Origin of the sequence: Ciceribacter thiooxidans, from assembly GCF_014126615.1 — a bacterium.
Lineage (GTDB): Bacteria > Pseudomonadota > Alphaproteobacteria > Rhizobiales > Rhizobiaceae > Allorhizobium > Allorhizobium thiooxidans.
The window spans coordinates 1573329-1592527 of record NZ_CP059896.1; the positions used below are offsets into that span (position 1 = coordinate 1573329).

A 19199-nucleotide genomic window follows, 5' to 3' on the forward strand; every position below is an offset into this window, starting at 1 on the left:
ACGCATGGCCTCCGTCGCTTCCATGCTGTCGCGGGTCCGTCGCCTTGAGGCGGCGCGTGCTGCTCCCTTGTCGCCGTTCGCCCAAGCCTATGGATCGCTGACGGCCTTTGAGGCCGAGGTGCAAGCCGAGATCGACGCCGGAACGCTGGACAGCGTGGACATGCCCATCATCCTTGCAAGCATTCGCAAGTGGGATCGGGAACGCATTTGGAGCGCATGGCGGCGTGACCGCGTTTGGGAGTTTGGAAAGTGACGTTGAATCTATTCTGACGGCCAGTTTCCGCTATCGTTATTGAGAAGTGATTCCTTTAGTTGGCTGCTCGCGGATGACAGATCTCGTACGATATCGGTATCGGTTCATGCCGGTTAAATATTTCCTCAATTGCTACCGGGCTCTTTCGGATGGCAAATCGGCAGTAATTCACTTAGAAAATTTGCTCAAGGAAGAGCGCTTCCTCATATCAGATTGGAAGGTGATTTGGGTTGGCGCGTGTGCCATCCTTCGAACTTCCATTACGCTTTTTCAAATAGATTCGCGCTCATGCCTAGATAAAGCGCTGCGACAAGAAATAGCGAGAGAGTGGAAACTCATTTCTGACGACAAACGCGGCCACGCCATATTTTGGGAATTCCTTCGAAAGGAACGCGACAATATCATTCACGAGTATGAATGGGGCGCATATGAAATGTGGATGAATGCTGAGGGAGAGCTAAGTCAGCCGAAATTTTCGCTTCTTGACATTCGTCCTGCTGACGCTCGTTCGGTGCTGCGTATGAGAGGCGGCTTCTATTCCGGACAGGATTCTCTCGAACTTCTAAAGGACAGCGCGGCATGGGTAGAGGAGCGAATTTATTCTGCGATCCGCCGCGCCGGATATAGTCCTGAAGAGCACAGAAATGTTGCAACGTTCCAAAAGCGCCCATCCCTCGCAGACGCAAGCCTCTTAGGTTCTGCCGCATCGGATGCGGAGGAAGTCAGAGCAACAGCATCTGACGAAGGTCACTCTTAATGTCGTTGAAATCAACTTCTTAGCGTGGCAGAGATACCTCGCGGCGCGGTCAATCCCGCCCGTGGGGCGTGGAATCCCCTTGGAAGCGTAGCTCGGTCGAATTCTCGGCCGGGTGACCGCTGCGTATGTCCAGGCGCACGCTAAAGGTAGCGGTGCCTCGCGCTACGCACGGGGATTCCAACACCCGGCTTAGACCGGTCAGCCTCTGAACACTAAAGGGGGCTGCGGCTATGACCGATATGATTACACCTCGACATCGAAGCCAAATCACAGGCAATGCGGGTTTGAACTATGCCGCATGGCAGCTTTCGCGAAGGGGGTGGCACGTCATGCCCACCATCCGCAACGCTAGAGGTTCCGACCTGATTGTCACGAACGAGGAGGAGACGATCTTCTTCGGCGTGCAGTCCAAAGGGTTAAGCAAACGCTTTCCCGTGCCGCTCGGCCTTTCATTGGATGCTCTCCGATCGGACTGGTGGGTCATTACGATTCACGCCAATTCCGATTCACCTACCTGCTACGTTCTTCGCCTAGATGAGGTTCGTACGCTTGCTTCTCAGGATAAAAATGGCGGCAAGTGGTGGCTTGAACCCAAGGCTTATGACCGCGATGAATTTCGGGAGACATGGCATCGCGTTGCACCGGCACCGGAACATGGCGAGTCGCCCTTTCTACCAGCGACATAGCGTATCTAGAGAGGTGAGAGATGTGCACTAAGTGATTGTTTTTGTGGCGGATGGAGTGGGATTCGAACCCACGGAACCTTTCGGTTCGCTGGTTTTCAAGACCAGTGCCTTAAACCGCTCGGCCATCCATCCTTATGCATTGCAGCGGCTAGCAATGCGCTATACCACAACCGCACACGAGGCCAAGACCCCACGTAAGCGATTGTGTTTATTCCCTGTTTTCGCCCATTCGGCGCAAGCAGCACAAGCTTTCAAGACCGGTGCCTTAAACCGCTCGGCCACCCATCCAGCGACTGCGTTATGCGCAATGGCGCGAAACTTGGCAAGAGTGTTCGCCGCTGGCGGTGTTGAAAATCGGGCGGCGAGGGCGCTTTGAATATTGCCTAACGTCAAATACCTTCCGCAAAGGGAAGAGAAAGCCGAAGGCGGCGCCCGGCATGGTATAATTTACCGGTCGTTAACCATTGATCTTGCATCATAGAAAAAGTTGCGACACTTTGCGCCTCCTCTGCCATGTTGTCGACAAGTTTATCTTTCTGATATAGCCGAATGGACCGGGAAGAGGGGCGTTGTTTCCCGGTTGATTGGCGGCGCTGTTTCTCGCAGCGTGAACGAACAAGTGGGGCGTATGAGTTTCGATCGCGCTAGAGCTGTGCGGAGCGGCGCAAGGTTGATCACCTTGTCGATCCTTTGCGTGAGCGTCGCGTCCTGCACCAGCACCGGGGGCAAGAAGAAGACCCGCCACGGCAAGGAATATTTCTCCGAGTCCGAATACGGTGTGAAGGCGAGCCCGCGTGTCGCCAATGGCGGTAATATCCCGAAGGGTGGCGGGCGTTATCTCGTCGGCAAGCCATATGTCGTCAAGGGCAAGGTCTATGTGCCCAAGGAAAACCCGAACTACGACAAGGTGGGGATGGCCTCGTGGTACGGCTCGGCCTTCCACGGTCGCAAGACGGCCAACGGCGAGGTCTACGACCAGTTCTATCTTTCCGCCGCGCATCCGACCCTGCCTTTGCCGAGCTATGCGCGGGTGACGAATATCGAGAACGGCAATTCGGTCATCGTGCGCGTCAACGACCGCGGACCGTTCCATTCCAATCGCATCATCGATCTTTCGAACAAGACCGCCGATCTTCTCGACATGACCCACAGCGGCACCGGCAAGGTGCGCGTGCAATATGTCGGCCCGGCCCGCATGGACGGGCATGACATGCCTTACCTGATGGCCTCATACATCAAGAAAGGCGACCGCTTCCCGCTGGTCGATCCCGCCGGCCAGATCGCAAGCGGCGTCATGGTCGCCTCGGCCGACCCGGCAGCCGTTCCGCTGCCCGCACCATCGCCGTTGGCGATGGCGGAAACGCCGGCACCGGCCATCCAGACGAGTCTCGCGGGCCCGACACCCTCTGAAGCCTTCGGCGGCCAGCAGATCGTGCCGGCCGCGCTCGATTCCTTCACCGGTTTCGTGCTGTTGCCGGATCTCGGCCCGATACCCTATGAACGGCCGGAACCGGGCGCCGGAGCAAGTTACGCCTCCGCCTATGCGGAGGAGCCGACCGTCACCGTGCGTCTTGCCTTCGACGCCGTTATGGTGCGCAATGACGGCCTGACCGAGGGCGCGATTCTGGCCTCGGCCCGGCGCACGGCGGCAGGGCAGGCCTCGTCCGGCGGCGCCAGACCGGCGCGGTGACGTTCGGGCTGCGACTGGCGGTCCGCCCGGGAAGAGGAAAGCGGGCCGAAGGCAGACGATGACGGGAAACAGCCTCGCAACACCGATCGGCCGCCGTCCGGCACGGTACTTTGCCGATGCGCCGATTGTCGGCCGCATGGCAGCCATGCTCACCCTTCTCGTCCTTGTCCTTCTGACCGGCCTGCCGGTGGCCGCGCAGCAGAAGACCGCTCCCGTATTCGAGACCAAGGCGGCGCAAGTCTATCTGATCGAAGCGTCAACCGGCACCATCCTGCTTTCCAAGAACCCTACGAAGACGCTGGCGCCGGCCTCGCTCGCCAAGATGATGACGCTCGAAGTCGTCTTCGATGCGCTGAAGCGGGGCGAGGTGAGCCTCGACACTGTGTACAAGGTTTCCGAGCACGCCTGGCGGACCGGGGGTGCACCGTCGCGCACGTCGACAATGTTCGCCGCGCTCAACTCGCAGGTGCGGGTCGAGGATCTGCTGAAGGGCGTCGCCGTGCAGATGGCAAACGACGGCTGCATCGTGCTTGCCGAGGGAATGGCCGGCAGCGAGCAAAACTTCGCCGAGCGGATGAATGCGCGGGCGGCGGCGCTCGGGCTTACCGATACGCATTTCGCCAACCCGACCGGGCTTCCAGATCCCGCCAACCGCACGACGGCGAAGGACATGGTGACGCTCGCGCGGCACCTTCAGACGGCCTATCCGGACTACTACCGACTGCTGTCGCTACCTGATTTCGAGTGGAACAAGATCTACCAGCGCAACCGCAATCCGATGCTCGCCGCCGGCATCGGCGCCGACGGGCTCGCCACCGGCTTTGCCGAAGGGGAGGGGTTCTCGATCCTGACCTCGGCCGAGCAGAACGGCCGACGGCTTTTCCTGGCGACGGGTGGACTTGCGACCGACAAGGACCGGCGCGAGGAGGCGGTGAGGCTCCTCAAATGGGGTTTCGAGAATTTCGAGATGCGGACGCTCTTCAAGGCGGGTGAAACGATCGGGCAGGCGAGCGTCTACGGCGGCGAGCGCGGCAAGGTCGACCTCGTGGCGAAAGCACCGGTCGAGATCTACGTCCCGGTGACGAATCCCGAACGGCTCGCCGCACGGATCGTCTACCGCTGGCCGCTCGACGCGCCCGTCTCGCAGGGACAGGATGTGGGGACGCTCCGAATCACCGCCGGCGACAGGCTGCTGCGCGAAGTGCCGCTGAAGACGGCGGCGGCGGTCGAACCCGGCACGCTGCGGCAGAAGGCGACGGATGCGCTGATTGAACTCCTGTTCTTCTGGCTCTGAGATGGCTTGCCGAGGTTTCGCGGTGCAGGCATATGGGATAGAAACGGAACCGGCCGGCACATGCGCCGGATTGACGGGAAGCAGAGATTGGCGACGGGACGGGGATTGTTCGTAACTTTCGAGGGCGGCGAGGGGGCCGGCAAGTCGACGCAGATTCGCCGACTCGCCGAGGCGCTGAAGGCCCGCGGCCTCGAAGTCATTGTCACCCGCGAGCCCGGCGGTTCGCCGGGCGCCGAGGCGTTGCGCCACGTGCTGCTCTCGGGTGCGGCGGAGGATTTCGGCGTGCGCATGGAGGCGTTGCTCTTTGCTGCTGCGCGCAACGACCATGTCGAGACCGTTATCCGACCGGCGCTTCAGCGCGGTGCCGTGGTGCTTTGCGACCGCTTCATGGATTCCTCGCGCGTCTACCAGGGCGTCACCGGCAATCTCGAATCGGAGTTCATCGATACGCTCGAGCGGGTCGCGGTGAACGGCGTCGTTCCGGACCTGACCCTCATCCTCGACCTGCCGGCCGAACGCGGGCTCGAGCGGGCGCGGGGCAGGGCCGAGCCGGGCGCAAACGAAACGCCGGACCGCTTCGAAAAGGAAGAGCTGGAGACACACGAAAAGCGGCGCCAGGGGTTTCTCGACATCGCTGCCGCCGATCCCCGTCGCTGCCGGGTGGTCGATGCCGGCCGGCCGGTCGAGGCGATCGCCGCCGAGATACGGGCGCTGGTCGAGCCGCTGGCATTCGCTCCGCGCGGGACGGAAAGACCGGTGACGGCGGAATGAGCGACGAACGCCAGGGATTGCTCGACGGCGCCGTGCCGCCGCTCGCCGCGGCCAAGCTTTTCGGCCACGAGGCGGCGGAACGCTTCCTCGCCGAGAGCTATCGCTCCGGCAAGGGGCACCATGCGATCCTGATCGAGGGACCGGAAGGGATCGGCAAAGCGACGCTCGCCTTCCGCTTCGCCGCCCATGTGCTTTCGCATCCGGAGCCGTCGCAGGCGCCGGCCACGCTCGCCGACCCCGACCCGGGCTCCGCGATCGTGCGCCAGCTCGCCTCGGGCGCCAGCCACAACCTCCTACATCTCACCCGGCCCGTCGACGAGAAGACCGGCAAACTGCGTGGCGCCATCACCGTCGATGAGGTGCGCAAGGCGGGCCGCTTCTTCTCGCAGACCTCGGGCACGGGGAACTGGCGGATCGCCATCATCGATCCGGCCGACGAGCTGAACCGCAACGCCGCGAACGCCATCCTGAAGATCCTCGAGGAGCCGCCGAAGCGGGCGATGTTCCTGGTGCTGAGCCACGCGCCGGGCAAGCTCCTGCCGACCATCCGCTCGCGCTGCCTGCCGCTGAAGCTCGAACCGCTCGACGCGCAGAACATGGAGCGGGCGCTCGCCCAGCTCGGAATCACGCTTGCGGGCGGGCAGCGGGAGACGGTGCTCGCGCTCGCCAAGGGCAGCGTCGCCCGGGCGCTGAAGGTCATCAATTACGGCGGGCTCGACATCATCGCCGCCTTCGACGAACTGCTGGCAGCGCAGGGACCGGCGGCGCGCAAGATCTTGCACCGGATCGCCGACGCGCTGAGCGCCAGGGACAGCGACGTCGCCTTCGGCTTCTTCGTCGAGCATCTCGGCGACCATCTCCACGGGCAGGCAAGGGCGGCCGCCCTTTCCGGCGCGAGCGGCGAGGCCGACCGCTTCGCGCGGCTTTCGTCTTCGGTCACCGAGCGGCTCGCCGTCAGCGCCGCCTACAATCTCGACCGCAAGCAGACCATCCTCGACATCCTCGACGAGATCACCCGGTAGGGTGGGCAAGGTCAACCATAGTAACCGCGAGCAAAGACTATGACGGACTCCACAGGATCGTCAGGGTGGTCATAGGCGGAAGGTGCCCAACCACCGATGCCGAACCGCAATGACGTGAACCCGTCGCTTTCAATAGCGACCTCGGGATCGGCTTGTTTGATCTTTTCGACCAGGTCCGTAAAGCTCATGCCGAGCAGCATTGCGCCGTCCAAAGTCGGCTCTGCCGGGGCAGCAAACTCGACGGCATCGACCACACCATCTGCGTTGTCGTAGTACACGAAGCATTCAAGTTCCGAAAAGTGGTCGCAGGGGTGGATACTTTTCGAGCTTCGCTTGAAGCTACTGAAGTCGACGCCAAGAGCCGTCCGTGCCTCGTCCGGGCTCATGCCGAAGCGTATCGGCCCCACTCCTTCGTGACACCTGATATCCATGTTCATAATCACAAGTTTCACTCCGCAATCGTGTTTCGCCGGACGATGCTCCCCTGATCGCAGCTCGTCGCTTTCCGCGAAGCTGCGAAAACGTTGCCTTGCCGAAACGTGACATCGTCACACGGTGTATCTGCGCCGTTCAACATTTCGCAAGAGCGAAACTTGTTGTTTCGCCCGGCGATGACATGCGCTAGAGCAGGACGGCAAAAAGAACGCAGTCCGCAACAGGGCCGATCATGAAAGACACATTCTATATTACGACCGCCATTTCCTATCCGAACGGCAAGCCGCATATCGGCCATGCCTACGAACTGATCGCCACCGATGCGATGGCGCGGTTCCAGCGGCTCGACGGGCGGGACGTGTTCTTTCTGACCGGCACCGACGAACACGGGCAGAAGATGCAGCAGACGGCGCGGGCCGAAGGCATCACGCCGGAAGCGCTCGCCGAGCGCAATTCGAACGAATTCCGCGCCATGGGCAAGCTGCTCAACGCCTCGAACGACGATTTCATCCGCACGACCGAGAAGCGCCACCACGAGACGGTGCAGGAAGTCTGGCGGCGCATGGCCGCGAACGGCGACATCTACAAGGACAGCTATGCCGGCTGGTACTCGGTCCGCGACGAAGCTTATTACCAGGAAGAAGAGACCGAAGTGCGCGCCGACGGCGTGCGTTACGGGCCGCAGGGCACGCCTGTCGAATGGGTGGAGGAGGAGAGCTATTTCTTCCGCCTCTCCGCCTATGCCGAGCCGCTGCTCCGGCACTACGAGGAGAACCCGGAGTTCATCGGCCCGGCCGAGCGCAAGAACGAGGTGATTTCCTTCGTGAAATCCGGCCTGAAGGACCTCTCGATCTCGCGCACCACCTTCGACTGGGGCATCAAGGTGCCGGACGACCCGAAGCACGTGATGTATGTCTGGGTCGATGCGCTGACGAACTACATCACCGCCACCGGCTATGTCGAAGACCAGAACGGACCGCGGGCGAAATACTGGCCGGCGGACATCCATGTGATCGGCAAGGATATCATCCGCTTCCATGCCGTCTACTGGCCGGCCTTCCTGATGTCGGCCAAGCTGCCGCTGCCGAAGCGCGTCTATGCTCACGGTTTCCTGCTCAACAAGGGCGAGAAGATGTCGAAGTCGCTCGGCAACGTCGTCGACCCGGTCAACCTGGTGAACCATTTCGGCCTCGACCAGGTGCGCTACTTCTTCCTGCGCGAAGTCTCCTTCGGGCATGACGGCAGCTACTCGGAAGAGGCGATCGCGACTCGCATCAATGCCGATCTGGCGAACGGCATCGGCAACCTCGCGAGCCGCTCGCTGTCGATGATAGTCAAGAACTGCGACGGCAAGATCCCGGATTGCGGCGAACTCACCGACGCGGACAGGGAAATGCTCGCCTCGGCGGACAGGCTGATCGACATCTGCCGCGAGGAGATGGACCGACAGGCGATCCACAAGGCGGTCACCGCGATCATTGCAGTGGTCTCCGAGGCCGACCGCTATTTCGCCGGGCAGGAGCCCTGGGCGCTGAAGAAAACCGATCCGGCGCGCATGGCGACCGTGCTCTACGTGACGGCGGAAGTCGTCCGGCAGATCGCGATCCTCCTGCAGCCGATCGTGCCGGGCTCGGCGGCAAAGCTGCTCGATCTCGTCGCCGTTCCGCAGGATGCGCGCGACTTCTCGTGTCTCGGCGCGGCCGGCCGGCTCGTCGCCGGTACGCCGCTCGAGGCACCGAAGCCGGTCTTCCCGCGTTATGTCGCACCCGACGATGATGCGAAGGCCTGACGGAATGCTGATCGACACCCACTGCCATCTCGATTTTCCCGATTTTGACGAGGAGCGCGACGCGCTCGTCGCGCGCGCCCATGCCGCGGGCGTCGGCCGGATGGTGACAATCTCGACCCGGGTGCGCAAACTCGACACGTTGCTTGCGATCACCGACCGTAATCCGTCGGTCTTCTGTTCGGTCGGCACGCATCCGAACAACGCCAACGAGGAGCTCGACGTGACGGCCGACGACCTCGTGCGGCTCGCCGAGCATCCGAAGGTGGTCGCGATCGGCGAATGCGGGCTCGACTATTTCTACGACACGCAGACGCCGGAAGATCAGAAAACCGGCTTCCTACGCCACATCGAGGCGGCGCGGCGCACGCAATTGCCGCTCGTCATCCACAGCCGCAGCGCCGATGACGACATGGCGGCGATCCTGAGGCAGGAAACGGGGAAGGGGGCCTTCCCCTTCATCCTCCACTGCTTTTCCTCCGGCGAAGCGCTGGCGCGGACCGGCGTCGAACTCGGCGGCTACGTCTCGTTCTCCGGCATCCTGACCTTCCCGAAGTCGACGGAACTGCGCGACATCGCGAGGGATGTGCCGCTCGACCGGCTGCTCGTCGAGACCGACGCACCGTATCTCGCGCCAAAACCCTGGCGGGGCAAGCGCAACGAGCCGTCCTACGTGGTCAATACGGCCGAGGTGCTCGCAGAGACAAAGGGCGTGAGCTTCGAGGAAATCGCCCGCATCACCACCGAGAACGCGCTCCGCGTCTTCTCGAAGATGCCGGGGCTCTGACAAGATGACGTTTCGCCGGCGCTTCACTATCCTGGGCTGCGCGTCCTCTCCGGGCGTTCCGCGGATCAACGGCGACTGGGGCGCTTGCGACCCGGCGAACCCGCGCAACCGGCGGACCCGTGCAGCCTTCATGGTGCAGCAGATCGCGCCGGACGGCGGGATGACGACGGCGGTCGTCGACACCGGGCCGGATTTCCGTGCGCAGATGATCGCTGCCGGCGTGCAGCACATCGACGGCGTGATCTATACCCACGGCCATGCCGACCATCTGCACGGCATCGACGACCTGCGCGGCTACTTCATCAACCGCAGCCAGCGCATCCCGATCTATGCCGATCCCGAGACCATGGCGCGCATTCGACAGGGCTTCGGCTACTGTCTCGAAACGCCGGTCGGCAGCAACTATCCGCCGATCGCCGAGCCACGGCTGATCGAAGATCTCGAAAGGCCGGTCGAGATTACCGGCAAGGGTGGCACGATCCGCTTTATGCCGCTCAAGCAGCGCCACGGCGATATAGCGTCGCTGGGTCTCAGGATCGGCGACATTGCCTATTGCTGCGATGTCAGCGACTTTCCCGAGGAGACGGTCGCCAAGCTCGAAGGGCTCGATGTACTGGTGATCGACGCGCTGCAATACCGTCACCATCCGAGCCATCTGTCGCTCGAGCAGGCGCTCGGCTGGATCGAGCGGCTCAAGCCGAAGCGTTCGATTCTCACGCATATGCACGTTCCGCTCGACTACGAGACGGTGATGGGCGAGACGCCGCCGCATGTCGAACCGGCCTACGACCAGCTGGTTTTCGAGGTGGAGATCGCCGCGGACGGGGTGTGATGCCTTCTTTCTATGCTGCGTGAGGTTTTTCACGCATACCTTTGAATATCCGACATTTTACGAAACGCGGGATCGGCATGGATGATCGATCCGCCGGAGGAGATACGAATGGCCTGGATCATACTCGTCGTCGCCGGCATTCTCGAAGTGGTCTGGGCCTTCTTCTTGAAGCAGTCGGCAGGCTTTACGCGGTTCGTTCCGACGGCGATCACGGTAGTGGCGATGATCGCCAGCGTCATCCTGCTGTCGATCTCGATGCGGAGCCTGCCACTCGGCACCGCTTACACGATCTGGACCGGCATCGGAGCGCTCGGCGCATTTTTGGTCGGCATCATGGTTCTGGGCGAGCCTGCCAATGCGATGCGCGTAACCGCGGCGGGGCTCATCATCGCAGGGCTGGTGCTGATGAAGGTTTCGACACCGACGTGATTTCAGGCCTTTAGCGCGCATCCTGCATATCATTAAGTTCCATAATCTACCTTATGCGATCTTCGGATGTGCCGCGGTGGGTTCAAGGATGACGTGCGACAGTCTCGCCTCTCGACGGATCGTCGCCTGTGCTCTTACAGCGAACCGAGTGTCGCCTGATCCGCCAGGATCACCTCCGCCTCGTCGCGGTCCATCGCCATCACCCTGCGCGTAATGTCGAAGCCGAAGCCGTTGCGGGCGAACGCGGAAAATTCCCGCGTCTCGCGCTTCTCGTCGCTTTCGTTGCGACGGAACGGACCGAAGCCGCGCTTGCGGGCGAAGACTAGTGCCGCCGGCAGATCGTCGGCCTCCGCCAGAGCTTCTGCGACGGTCTCGCGGTCGATGCCCTTGTCGACGAGCTTGCGGGCGATCGCGCGTTTCGACTTGCCGCTCCTGGCTGACGACCGCGCCTTGATTTCGGCGTAGGACACGTCATCGAGTGCCCGCACCTGCCTTCCGAATTCGACCGCCGCGACCGCGAGCGCCTGCACCTGCGCCTCGCTGATGTCTTCGAACTTCTGCCTGGCCTTGCGCGACACTGCGTCGGACAGCTCGCGCTCGGTCATCATCTTGCGGGAGAGCCGGTAGGCCGCGGAGTTGCGGGCCCAGGCGAGCATGCGCGGCGTCGGCCCCTCGATTTCGCCCTCGTCCATGACCCCTGCCCCAATATCGCTTATCAGCGATTCCAGATATACGGCTATGCCGCCTCGATATCGCCTTTGGCCCACATTTCCTGCGTCTCGGCCATGAAGTCGGCAAAACGGCCTTCCTCGATCGACTTGCGGATACCCTGCATGAGCTCCTGATAGTATGCGAGATTGTTCCACGAGAGCAGCATGCCACCGAGTGCCTCGTTGGAGCGCACGAGGTGGTGAAGATAGGCGCGCGAATAGTCGCGGCTTGCCGGGCAGTTCGACTGCTCGTCGAGCGGACGCATGTCCTCCGCGTGGCGGGCGTTGCGGATGTTGACCTTGCCGCGGCGGGTAAACGCCAGTCCGTGGCGGCCGGAACGGGTCGGCATCACGCAGTCGAACATGTCGACGCCGAGGGCGACCGATTTCAGGATGTCGTCGGGCGTGCCGACCCCCATCAGGTATCGCGGCTTTTCGCCGGGGAGAACGGGCAGCGTGATGTCGAGCATGTCGAGCATGACCGCCTGCGGCTCGCCGACGGCAAGCCCGCCGACGGCGTATCCCTTGAGATCGAGCGCTTTCAGCCCCTCGGCCGAGCGGATGCGCAGATCCGGGATGTCACCGCCCTGCACGATGCCGAACATCGCCTTGCCCGGTTGCTCGCCGAAGGCGACGCGGCAGCGCTCGGCCCAGCGCAGCGACATTTCCATGGCGCGCTCGATTTCCTTGCGTTCGGCGGGAAGCGCCACGCATTCATCGAGCTGCATCTGGATGTCGCTGTCGAGCAGCCCCTGGATCTCGATCGAACGCTCGGGCGACATATGATGCGTCGAGCCGTCGACATGGCTTTTGAAGGTGACGCCCTGCTCGTCGAGCTTTCTGAGCCCGGAGAGCGACATGACCTGGAAGCCGCCGGAGTCGGTGAGGATCGGATGCGGCCAGCGAATGAGCTCATGCAGGCCGCCGAGGCGGGCGACGCGCTCCGGCCCCGGCCGCAGCATCAGGTGATAGGTGTTGCCGAGGATGATGTCGGCGCCGAGCTCACGGACCTGGTCGAGATACATCGCCTTGACGGTGCCGACGGTGCCGACCGGCATGAAGGCCGGCGTGCGGATCACCCCGCGCGGCATGGAAATCTCGCCCAGACGCGCCTTGCCGCTGGTGGCCTTGAGCTTGAACTCGAATTTCTCGTGCATGGTCAGGATTTCCGGTGGAGAAGGCTGGCGTCGCCGTAGGAATAGAAGCGATAGCCGGATTCGATCGCATGGGCATAGGCCGCACGCATGGTGTCTAGGCCGGCGAAGGCCGAAACCAGCATGAACAGCGTGGATTTCGGCAGGTGGAAATTGGTCATCAGCACGTCGACCGCCTTGAAGCGGTAGCCGGGCGTGATGAAGATGCCGGTCGCCCCAGACCACGGCTCGATCCGGCCGGAAGCATCCGCCGCGCTCTCGATCAGCCGCAGCGAGGTGGTGCCGACGCAGACGATGCGCCCGCCCCTCGCCTTCACCGCGTTGAGCCGCGCCGCGGTCTCTGCGGTGACGTGGCCGGTTTCGAGATGCATCTTATGGTTGTCGGTGTCGTCGGCCTTGACCGGCAGGAAGGTGCCGGCCCCGACATGGAGCGTCACGAAATGGCGTTCGATGCCGGCACTGTCGAGCGCCTCGAAGAGCGCCGGCGTGAAATGAAGCCCGGCGGTCGGGGCGGCGACGGCGCCTTCCTCGCGGGCATAGACGGTCTGGTAATCGGTGCGGTCCTTCTCGTCCTCGCCGCGCTTGGAGGCGATATAGGGCGGCAACGGGATGTGCCCGACCGTCATGATCGCCTCGTCCAGCGCCGGCCCGGAAAAATCAAAGCGCAGCGTCACCTCGCCCGCCTCGCCCTTCTCCTCGACGACGGCGCCGAGCGTGCCGAGCAGGCAGGCATTGCCGGAATGGCCGAATTCGATGCGGTCGCCGACCTTGATGCGCTTGCCGGGACGGGCAAACGCCTTCCAGCGTTCCGGGCCGATCCGCATGTGGAGGGTGGCCGAGACCGGCGTCTCCTGCCCGCCTTCGCGCAGCCGCTTGCCTTCGAGCTGGGCCGGGATGACCTTGGTATCGTTGAAAACGAGGGCATCGCCGGGTGACAGGAAGGTCGGCAGGTCGAAGACGTTGCGGTCTTCGAGCACCGGCTCGCCATCCGGCCTGACGACGAGCATGCGGGCGCTGTCGCGCGGGCTCACGGGCCTCAGCGCAATCCGCTCCTCGGGCAGGTCGAAATCGAAAAGGTCTACGCGCATGGTGTCTCGGCTTCTGGAAAACGCGAAACCCGCCCGGGCGTCATGGACGCCGGGCGGGCTCGGAAAGCGGCTCTCGCTCAGGCGTCGGCTGCGACCTTCATCGAGACGATCGAATCCGGATCGCGCACCGGTTCGCCGCGCTTGATCTGATCGATAATCTCCATGCCTTCGACGACTTCGCCCCAGACCGAATACTGCTTGTTGAGCCAGGGGGCATCGGTGAAGCAGATGAAGAACTGCGAGTTGGCGGAGTTCGGGTTCTGCGAGCGGGCCATCGAGCAGGTACCGCGCACGTGCGGGGTCGCGGAGAACTCGGCCTTGAGGTCCGGCTTGTCGGAACCGCCCATGCCGGCGCGGGCCGGATTGAAGCTTGCACCGCCCTGCTTGCCGTACTGCACGTCGCCGGTCTGGGCCATGAAGTCCTCGATCACGCGGTGGAAGACGACGCCGTCATAGGCCCCTTCCCGCGTCAGTTCCTTGACGCGAGCGACGTGGCCGGGCGCGACGTCGGGCTTGAGCGCGATCACGACCTTGCCCTTGGTGGTTTCCATGATGATGGTGTTTTCCGGATCCTTGATCTCGGCCATAGACTTACTCCTCTCGGGGCACGGGCGTGCCCGTTTTAAGATTACCTGCCGACCGTGACCTTGAGCATCGCGTCGGGATCGCTGACTTCGCCGTTGGCGCCCTCGCCGCGCTTGATCTTGTCGACATATTCCATGCCCGCGACGACCTTGCCGACGACCGTGTACTGGCCGTTGAGGAAGCCGCCGTCGGCGAACATGATGAAGAACTGTGAGTTTGCCGAGTTCGGGTCCTGGGCACGCGCCATGCCGACGGTGCCGCGCTCGAACGGGAGGTTGGAGAACTCAGCCGGAAGGTCTGGCAGCTTGGAGCCGCCGGTGCCGGCGCGCGACGGATCATAACCGTCCTTGAGATCGCCGAATTCCACGTCGCCGGTCTGCGCCATGAAGCCGTCGATCACCCGGTGGAAGGCGACGTTATCATACTCGCCCTTGCCGGCGATCTCCTTCATGCGCTCGACATGCTTCGGAGCGACTTGCGGAAGCAATTCAATGACAACCGGTCCGTCCTTCAACTGGATCGTGAGGATATTCTCGTTCGACTGCGCGTGGGCAGAGCCGAAAAGTCCGGCGACCGCGAACGTCGCGGCAAAGGCAAGATGAAGCAGCTTCATGGTGGCTCCGTAGTGTTTCGCTAACAGGTCAGGACTTGAGCCTGGATTTGAGGGCCGTCAGGACCGAGGCCGGCACGAAGGCGCTGACGTCTCCGCCCATGGACGCGATCTGACGAACCAATGTGGCCGTTATGGGCCGCGAGGCGGTGCCGGCCGGCAGGAAGATCGTCTGCATGTCCGGCGCCATCTGGTAGTTCATGCCCGCCATCTGCATCTCGTAGTCGAGATCGGTGCCGTCGCGGAGCCCGCGCACGAGGAGCTTCGCGCCGTGGCGGCGGGCCGCATCGACCGCAAGATTGTCGAAGGAGACGACGGATATGTCGCCCACCCGTGCCGGCATCGCTTCGGCCAGCGAAAGGCGGATCAGTTCCGCGCGCTCGTCATAGCTGAACATCGGCGCCTTGCCGGGATGAATGCCGATGCCGACGATCACTTTCGACACGACATTCAGGGACTGAACGAGGACGTCCAGATGCCCGTTGGTCATGGGATCGAATGATCCTGGATAGAAGGCGATGGTCATGGCGTCCCGGATTCATTGTTTGGAGCCTTTTGTCACGGACGGCCGGAAATCGCAAGGGACTTGGCCGGCGGGCGCCCGGGCCGGCATATACCAAAGAAGGTCACGCAAACCGGCGAAATGCCTCTTCCGCCGCACCGTTTCGCGCCCGCATCCCCTTCCCCGTCAACCGTTTTTGGAGTATCGCCTGCGTCCGATGCTGCGCCGCACACTGCTGGTTGGAAAGATGAACGCCAGATGAACGGGCCATTAAGGCGGGCTTCAGGCTGACCTTGATATCAGATTTTCATGATGCAGAGGAACAATGCCGTTGGCAGAACATTCTTTGCGCGATGCGGCAATACCAGAAAGGACGAAGACCATGCCTGATAAAGTGACCCTTATCAACTTGGTTTGGATGGCGACCATGACGGCGATGCTTGCGACCTCCGTCACGTTCTACATGAACGAGAAGAACGACGCCAAGTTTTATGGGCCGCCGATGACGGCGAGCTACCATACCTTCGGGCACTGATCTTCTACTTCAGGTGCAGCCGCAGCAGGATAACCAGACGAGGAGGATGTAGATGTTCATGACGCTCACCGTACTCGCAGCCCTGATCTGCGGAATGTTCGTCGCCTCGGTGACCTCGACCATTTCGGCCTTGCGTCGCGAGAGCGAGGACCACAAGCTGCTGATGGAAAGACACAAGGCTTTCTAGCATCCACGGCGGCCCCGACCTCCAGGGCTAGACGCCAGCCGCGGGGATCCACACCTGTGGCCAAGACGGGCGTCCTGCCCCACCGGCCCCCGACTAGACATTCGAGCCTCCGCCGCACCCGGCGCGAGGCTCTTTTCATGCGGTACTTGCGTCTGAAGTGACAGAATGACCGGAAGAATGAGGCCGCCGGATCGCTCCGACGGCCTCTTCCGTATTCCTTATTCGGCTTCGCCCTCGCCGGGAGCCTCTTCCGCGACACCTTCGACATCCGCCTCGCCTTCGGGCTCGCTGATCCGCTCGACCGACACGACCTTTTCGTCCTTGGCGGTGGAGAAGATCGTGACACCCTTGGTGGCGCGGCTCGCGATTCGGATGCCGCCGACAGGTACCCGGATAAGCTGGCCGCCGTCGGACACCAGCATCAGCTGGTCGTTTTCCTCCACCGGGAAGGCGGCGACCAGCTCGCCGATCTCCGCCGTCTTCGAGGTGTCGGTGGCGCGGATACCCTTGCCGCCACGGCCCGAGGTACGGAAGTCGTAGGAGGACGAGCGCTTGCCGAAGCCCTTCTCCGAGACCGTGAGCACGAACTGCTCGCGGGCCCTGAGCTCCTGGTAGAGCTCTTCGGAGAGATCGGCGAGTTCGCCCACCTCCTCGCCGACGAGCGCGATGTCCTCTTCGTCCACGCCGCTGGCGCGCCGTTCGGCGGCCGAGCGCTTGAGATAGGCCGCACGCTGGGCGGCATCGGCATCGACATGGCCGAGGATCGTCATCGAGATCAGCCGGTCGCCATCGGCGAGCGTGATGCCGCGGACGCCGATCGAGTTGCGGCCGGCGAAGACGCGAACCTCGTCGACCGGGAAGCGGATCGCCTGGCCGAGCGCGGTGGTGAGCAGCACGTCGTCGCGATCGGTACAGGTCTCGACGGAGAGGATCTCGTCACCCTCCTCGTCGAGCTTCATGGCGATCTTGCCGTTGCGGTTCACCTGCACGAAGTCCGAGAGCTTGTTGCGGCGGACGGTGCCGCGGGTCGTCGAGAACATGACGTCCAGGTTTTCCCAGGTCTTCTCGTCTTCCGGCAGCGGCATGATCGTGGTGATACGTTCGCCAGGCTCCAGCGGCAGCATGTTGATGAGCGCCTTGCCGCGCGAGGTCGGGGTGCCGATCGGCAGACGCCAGACCTTCTCCTTGTAGACGATGCCGCGCGAGGAGAAGAACAGCACCGGCGTGTGGGTATTGGCGACGAAGAGACGGGTCGCGAAATCCTCTTCCTTCATCGCCATGCCGGAGCGGCCCTTGCCGCCGCGCCGCTGGGCGCGGTAGGTCGCGAGCGGCACGCGTTTGATATAGCCGGCATGGCTGACGGTGACGACCATGTCCTCGCGGGCGATCAGGTCCTCGTCGTCCATGTCCGGACCGCCTTCGACGATCTCGGTGCGGCGGGGCGTGCCGAATTCGTCGCGAACGGCGGTGAGCTCGGCCTTGACGATGTCCTGGATGCGCAGGCGCGAGGAGAGGATTTCGAGGTAATCGGCGATTTCGGCGCCGATCTTGTTCAGTTCCTCGTCGATCTCGTCGCGGCCGAGCGCGGTGAGGCGTGCCAGACGCAGTTCGAGGATGGCGCGGGCCTGCTCTTCAGACAGGTTGTAGGTCAGGTCCTCGTTGATGCGGTGGCGCGGATCGTCGATCAGCCGGATCAGCGCTTCGACGTCGTGCGCCGGCCAGCGGCGCTCCATCAGCTGCTCGCGGGCCGTCTGCGGATCGGGCGCGCGGCGGATGAGGTTGATGACCTCGTCAATATTGGCGACGGCGATCGCGAGACCGACCAAGACATGGGCGCGTTCGCGCGCCTTGCGCAGCAGGTACTTGGTTCGCCGGCTGACGACCTCTTCGCGGAACGAAACGAAGGCCCGCAGCATGTCGAGAAGCGTCATCTGCTCCGGCTTGCCGCCGTTCAGCGCCACCATGTTGCAACCGAACGAGGTCTGCAGCGGCGTGTAGCGGTAGAGCTGGTTCAGGATGACATCGGCATTGGCATCGCGCTTCAGTTCGATGACGACGCGGTAGCCTTCGCGGTCGGACTCGTCGCGCAGGTCGGAAATGCCCTCGATGCGCTTCTCGCGCACCAGTTCGGCCATCTTCTCGATCATCGTCGCCTTGTTCACCTGATAGGGAATCTCGGTAATGATGATCTGCTCGCGGTCGCCGCGCATCGGTTCGACTCTCGCGACACCCCGCATGATGACCGAACCACGGCCGGTCTCATAGGCCGACCTGATGCCCGAACGTCCGAGGATCATCGCGCCGGTCGGGAAATCCGGGCCCGGAATGATCTGCATGAGTTCAGGCAGTTCGATCGCCGGATTGTCGATCAGCGCGATACAGCCGTCGATGACTTCGCCGAGATTGTGCGGCGGGATATTGGTCGCCATGCCGACGGCGATGCCGCCGGCCCCGTTGACGAGGAGGTTCGGAAACTTCGCGGGCACGACGACGGGTTCGGCGAGCGTGCCGTCATAGTTGTCGCGGAAGTCGACCGTCTCCTTGTCGAGGTCGTCGAGAAGCGAATGGGCGGCCTTCTGCAGGCGGCACTCGGTGTAGCGTTCGGCCGCCGGCGGGTCGCCGTCGATCGAACCGAAATTGCCCTGGCCGTCGATGAGCGGCAGGCGCAGCGACCAGTTCTGGGCCATGCGCGCCAGCGCGTCATAAATCGCCGCGTTGCCATGGGGGTGATACTTACCCATGACGTCACCCGTCACGCGGGCGCACTTGACGTACTTCTTGTTCCAGTCGATGCCGAGCTCGGACATGCCGTAGAGAATGCGGCGATGCACGGGCTTCAGGCCGTCGCGGACGTCGGGAAGCGCGCGGCTGACGATTACGCTCATGGCGTAGTCGAGATACGACCGCTGCATTTCCTCAATGATGGAAATCGGCTCGATGTCGGACGGGGACTTGCCGCCGCCGGGAGTGCTTTGCTCAGTCAAATCTGGTCACGATCTCTGTTCGGAATCACTGTCTAGCTTATAGCCGAAAGGGCGCCGCAGCGCCAATTTCGCCGCAGGTTTTGAACAGCTTTTGCGGCGCTG

At 62.9% G+C, this 19199-nt stretch carries 21 protein-coding genes and 1 tRNA gene; 13 read left to right on the forward strand and 9 right to left on the reverse strand.

Going from position 1 to position 19199, the window contains the following annotated elements; translation table 11 throughout:
• Nucleotides 1–4 precede the first annotated feature (4 nt).
• From H4I97_RS07460 to H4I97_RS07470, 3 genes are all read left to right on the forward strand, one after another.
• On the forward strand, nucleotides 5–253 hold the full coding sequence (locus H4I97_RS07460) for a hypothetical protein (protein ID WP_182307271.1): 249 nt from the start codon (nucleotides 5–7) through the stop codon (nucleotides 251–253).
• Between the two features lie 106 nt (nucleotides 254–359).
• On the forward strand, nucleotides 360–1010 hold the full coding sequence (locus H4I97_RS07465; RefSeq protein ID WP_182307272.1) for a hypothetical protein: 651 nt from the start codon (nucleotides 360–362) through the stop codon (nucleotides 1008–1010).
• Between the two features lie 230 nt (nucleotides 1011–1240).
• Entirely contained in the window at nucleotides 1241–1696 is a 456-nt protein-coding gene (locus H4I97_RS07470) for a hypothetical protein (protein WP_244658737.1), read from the forward strand.
• Nucleotides 1697–1740: 44 nt separating this feature from the next.
• Here the strand turns inward: H4I97_RS07470 and H4I97_RS07475 are convergent.
• Nucleotides 1741–1828: transfer RNA gene (locus H4I97_RS07475), tRNA-Ser, on the reverse strand.
• A gap of 496 nt (nucleotides 1829–2324) precedes the next feature.
• Between H4I97_RS07475 and H4I97_RS07480 the strand changes: the two genes are divergently transcribed.
• The 4 genes from H4I97_RS07480 to H4I97_RS07495 all read left to right on the forward strand — a co-directional run bounded on the left by H4I97_RS07480 (nucleotide 2325) and on the right by H4I97_RS07495 (nucleotide 6473).
• Nucleotides 2325–3386, forward strand: a complete 1062-nt coding sequence (locus tag H4I97_RS07480; protein ID WP_182307273.1) for a septal ring lytic transglycosylase RlpA family protein — start codon at nucleotides 2325–2327, stop codon at nucleotides 3384–3386.
• Between the two features lie 136 nt (nucleotides 3387–3522).
• Entirely contained in the window at nucleotides 3523–4680 is a 1158-nt protein-coding gene (locus H4I97_RS07485) for a D-alanyl-D-alanine carboxypeptidase family protein (RefSeq protein WP_182307574.1), read from the forward strand.
• A gap of 60 nt (nucleotides 4681–4740) precedes the next feature.
• Entirely contained in the window at nucleotides 4741–5451 is a 711-nt protein-coding gene (gene tmk, locus H4I97_RS07490) for a dTMP kinase (protein ID WP_182307274.1), read from the forward strand.
• The gene (locus H4I97_RS07495) at nucleotides 5448–6473 is read left to right on the forward strand and encodes a DNA polymerase III subunit delta' (protein WP_182307275.1); all 1026 of its coding nucleotides are present in this window, start codon (nucleotides 5448–5450) and stop codon (nucleotides 6471–6473) included. The genes tmk and H4I97_RS07495 overlap by 4 nt, the downstream gene beginning before the upstream one ends.
• An 11-nt stretch (nucleotides 6474–6484) precedes the next feature.
• Here the strand turns inward: H4I97_RS07495 and H4I97_RS07500 are convergent, their stop codons facing one another.
• Nucleotides 6485–6910, reverse strand: a complete 426-nt coding sequence (locus tag H4I97_RS07500; protein WP_182307276.1) for an ABC transporter ATP-binding protein — start codon at nucleotides 6908–6910, stop codon at nucleotides 6485–6487.
• Between the two features lie 230 nt (nucleotides 6911–7140).
• On the opposite strand from H4I97_RS07500, the gene metG reads away from it, so the two are divergent.
• The 4 genes from metG to H4I97_RS07520 all read left to right on the forward strand — a co-directional run bounded on the left by metG (nucleotide 7141) and on the right by H4I97_RS07520 (nucleotide 10742).
• The gene (gene metG / locus H4I97_RS07505) at nucleotides 7141–8697 is read left to right on the forward strand and encodes a methionine--tRNA ligase (RefSeq protein ID WP_182307277.1); all 1557 of its coding nucleotides are present in this window, start codon (nucleotides 7141–7143) and stop codon (nucleotides 8695–8697) included.
• A 4-nt stretch (nucleotides 8698–8701) separates the two neighbouring features.
• A complete protein-coding gene (locus H4I97_RS07510; RefSeq protein ID WP_182307278.1) occupies nucleotides 8702–9481 on the forward strand; it encodes a TatD family hydrolase in 780 nt (259 codons plus the stop codon).
• A 4-nt stretch (nucleotides 9482–9485) separates the two neighbouring features.
• Nucleotides 9486–10313, forward strand: a complete 828-nt coding sequence (locus tag H4I97_RS07515; RefSeq protein WP_182307279.1) for an MBL fold metallo-hydrolase — start codon at nucleotides 9486–9488, stop codon at nucleotides 10311–10313.
• A 108-nt stretch (nucleotides 10314–10421) separates the two neighbouring features.
• On the forward strand, nucleotides 10422–10742 hold the full coding sequence (locus H4I97_RS07520) for a DMT family transporter (protein WP_182307280.1): 321 nt from the start codon (nucleotides 10422–10424) through the stop codon (nucleotides 10740–10742).
• 134 nt (nucleotides 10743–10876) lie between these two features.
• Here the strand turns inward: H4I97_RS07520 and recX are convergent, their stop codons facing one another.
• From recX to coaD, 6 genes are all read right to left on the reverse strand, one after another.
• Nucleotides 10877–11434, reverse strand: a complete 558-nt coding sequence (gene recX, locus H4I97_RS07525; protein ID WP_182307281.1) for a recombination regulator RecX — start codon at nucleotides 11432–11434, stop codon at nucleotides 10877–10879.
• A 44-nt stretch (nucleotides 11435–11478) separates the two neighbouring features.
• Nucleotides 11479–12609: a tRNA guanosine(34) transglycosylase Tgt gene (gene tgt, locus H4I97_RS07530; RefSeq protein WP_182307282.1), complete on the reverse strand. Its 1131-nt coding sequence runs from the start codon at nucleotides 12607–12609 to the stop codon at nucleotides 11479–11481.
• Between the two features lie 2 nt (nucleotides 12610–12611).
• On the reverse strand, nucleotides 12612–13694 hold the full coding sequence (gene queA, locus H4I97_RS07535) for a tRNA preQ1(34) S-adenosylmethionine ribosyltransferase-isomerase QueA (RefSeq protein WP_182307283.1): 1083 nt from the start codon (nucleotides 13692–13694) through the stop codon (nucleotides 12612–12614).
• Between the two features lie 77 nt (nucleotides 13695–13771).
• Nucleotides 13772–14281 carry a peptidylprolyl isomerase gene (locus H4I97_RS07540; RefSeq protein WP_182307284.1) on the reverse strand — a complete coding sequence of 170 codons (510 nt, stop codon included), beginning with the start codon at nucleotides 14279–14281 and terminating at the stop codon, nucleotides 13772–13774.
• A gap of 41 nt (nucleotides 14282–14322) precedes the next feature.
• Nucleotides 14323–14892, reverse strand: coding sequence for a peptidylprolyl isomerase (locus H4I97_RS07545; protein ID WP_182307285.1), 570 nt, complete (start codon nucleotides 14890–14892; stop codon nucleotides 14323–14325).
• A 28-nt stretch (nucleotides 14893–14920) separates the two neighbouring features.
• The gene (gene coaD, locus H4I97_RS07550) at nucleotides 14921–15415 is read right to left on the reverse strand and encodes a pantetheine-phosphate adenylyltransferase (protein ID WP_182307286.1); all 495 of its coding nucleotides are present in this window, start codon (nucleotides 15413–15415) and stop codon (nucleotides 14921–14923) included.
• A 358-nt stretch (nucleotides 15416–15773) separates the two neighbouring features.
• On the opposite strand from coaD, the gene H4I97_RS07555 reads away from it, so the two are divergent.
• Both H4I97_RS07555 and H4I97_RS24775 read left to right on the forward strand, forming a co-directional pair.
• Nucleotides 15774–15926 (forward strand): hypothetical protein, encoded by a 153-nt coding sequence (locus tag H4I97_RS07555; RefSeq protein ID WP_182307287.1) that lies wholly within the window; start codon nucleotides 15774–15776, stop codon nucleotides 15924–15926.
• A 52-nt stretch (nucleotides 15927–15978) separates the two neighbouring features.
• On the forward strand, nucleotides 15979–16113 hold the full coding sequence (locus H4I97_RS24775; protein WP_280527686.1) for a hypothetical protein: 135 nt from the start codon (nucleotides 15979–15981) through the stop codon (nucleotides 16111–16113).
• A gap of 218 nt (nucleotides 16114–16331) precedes the next feature.
• On the opposite strand, the gene gyrA is transcribed toward H4I97_RS24775, so the two are convergent.
• Nucleotides 16332–19097 carry a DNA gyrase subunit A gene (gene gyrA, locus H4I97_RS07560; protein WP_182307288.1) on the reverse strand — a complete coding sequence of 922 codons (2766 nt, stop codon included), beginning with the start codon at nucleotides 19095–19097 and terminating at the stop codon, nucleotides 16332–16334.
• Nucleotides 19098–19199: the final 102 nt, after the last annotated feature.

Coding starts and splice junctions, on each gene's coding strand:
- H4I97_RS07460 (WP_182307271.1), top strand. CDS start 5: ATGGCCTCCGTCGCTTCCATGCTGTCGCGGGTCCGTCGCCTTGAGGCG.
- H4I97_RS07465 (WP_182307272.1), top strand. CDS start 360: ATGCCGGTTAAATATTTCCTCAATTGCTACCGGGCTCTTTCGGATGGC.
- H4I97_RS07470 (WP_244658737.1), top strand. CDS start 1,241: ATGACCGATATGATTACACCTCGACATCGAAGCCAAATCACAGGCAAT.
- H4I97_RS07480 (WP_182307273.1), top strand. CDS start 2,325: ATGAGTTTCGATCGCGCTAGAGCTGTGCGGAGCGGCGCAAGGTTGATC.
- H4I97_RS07485 (WP_182307574.1), top strand. CDS start 3,523: ATGGCAGCCATGCTCACCCTTCTCGTCCTTGTCCTTCTGACCGGCCTG.
- tmk (WP_182307274.1), top strand. CDS start 4,741: ATGCGCCGGATTGACGGGAAGCAGAGATTGGCGACGGGACGGGGATTG.
- H4I97_RS07495 (WP_182307275.1), top strand. CDS start 5,448: ATGAGCGACGAACGCCAGGGATTGCTCGACGGCGCCGTGCCGCCGCTC.
- H4I97_RS07500 (WP_182307276.1), bottom strand. CDS start 6,910: ATGAACATGGATATCAGGTGTCACGAAGGAGTGGGGCCGATACGCTTC.
- metG (WP_182307277.1), top strand. CDS start 7,141: ATGAAAGACACATTCTATATTACGACCGCCATTTCCTATCCGAACGGC.
- H4I97_RS07510 (WP_182307278.1), top strand. CDS start 8,702: ATGCTGATCGACACCCACTGCCATCTCGATTTTCCCGATTTTGACGAG.
- H4I97_RS07515 (WP_182307279.1), top strand. CDS start 9,486: ATGACGTTTCGCCGGCGCTTCACTATCCTGGGCTGCGCGTCCTCTCCG.
- H4I97_RS07520 (WP_182307280.1), top strand. CDS start 10,422: ATGGCCTGGATCATACTCGTCGTCGCCGGCATTCTCGAAGTGGTCTGG.
- recX (WP_182307281.1), bottom strand. CDS start 11,434: ATGGACGAGGGCGAAATCGAGGGGCCGACGCCGCGCATGCTCGCCTGG.
- tgt (WP_182307282.1), bottom strand. CDS start 12,609: ATGCACGAGAAATTCGAGTTCAAGCTCAAGGCCACCAGCGGCAAGGCG.
- queA (WP_182307283.1), bottom strand. CDS start 13,694: ATGCGCGTAGACCTTTTCGATTTCGACCTGCCCGAGGAGCGGATTGCG.
- H4I97_RS07540 (WP_182307284.1), bottom strand. CDS start 14,281: ATGGCCGAGATCAAGGATCCGGAAAACACCATCATCATGGAAACCACC.
- H4I97_RS07545 (WP_182307285.1), bottom strand. CDS start 14,892: ATGAAGCTGCTTCATCTTGCCTTTGCCGCGACGTTCGCGGTCGCCGGA.
- coaD (WP_182307286.1), bottom strand. CDS start 15,415: ATGACCATCGCCTTCTATCCAGGATCATTCGATCCCATGACCAACGGG.
- H4I97_RS07555 (WP_182307287.1), top strand. CDS start 15,774: ATGCCTGATAAAGTGACCCTTATCAACTTGGTTTGGATGGCGACCATG.
- H4I97_RS24775 (WP_280527686.1), top strand. CDS start 15,979: ATGTTCATGACGCTCACCGTACTCGCAGCCCTGATCTGCGGAATGTTC.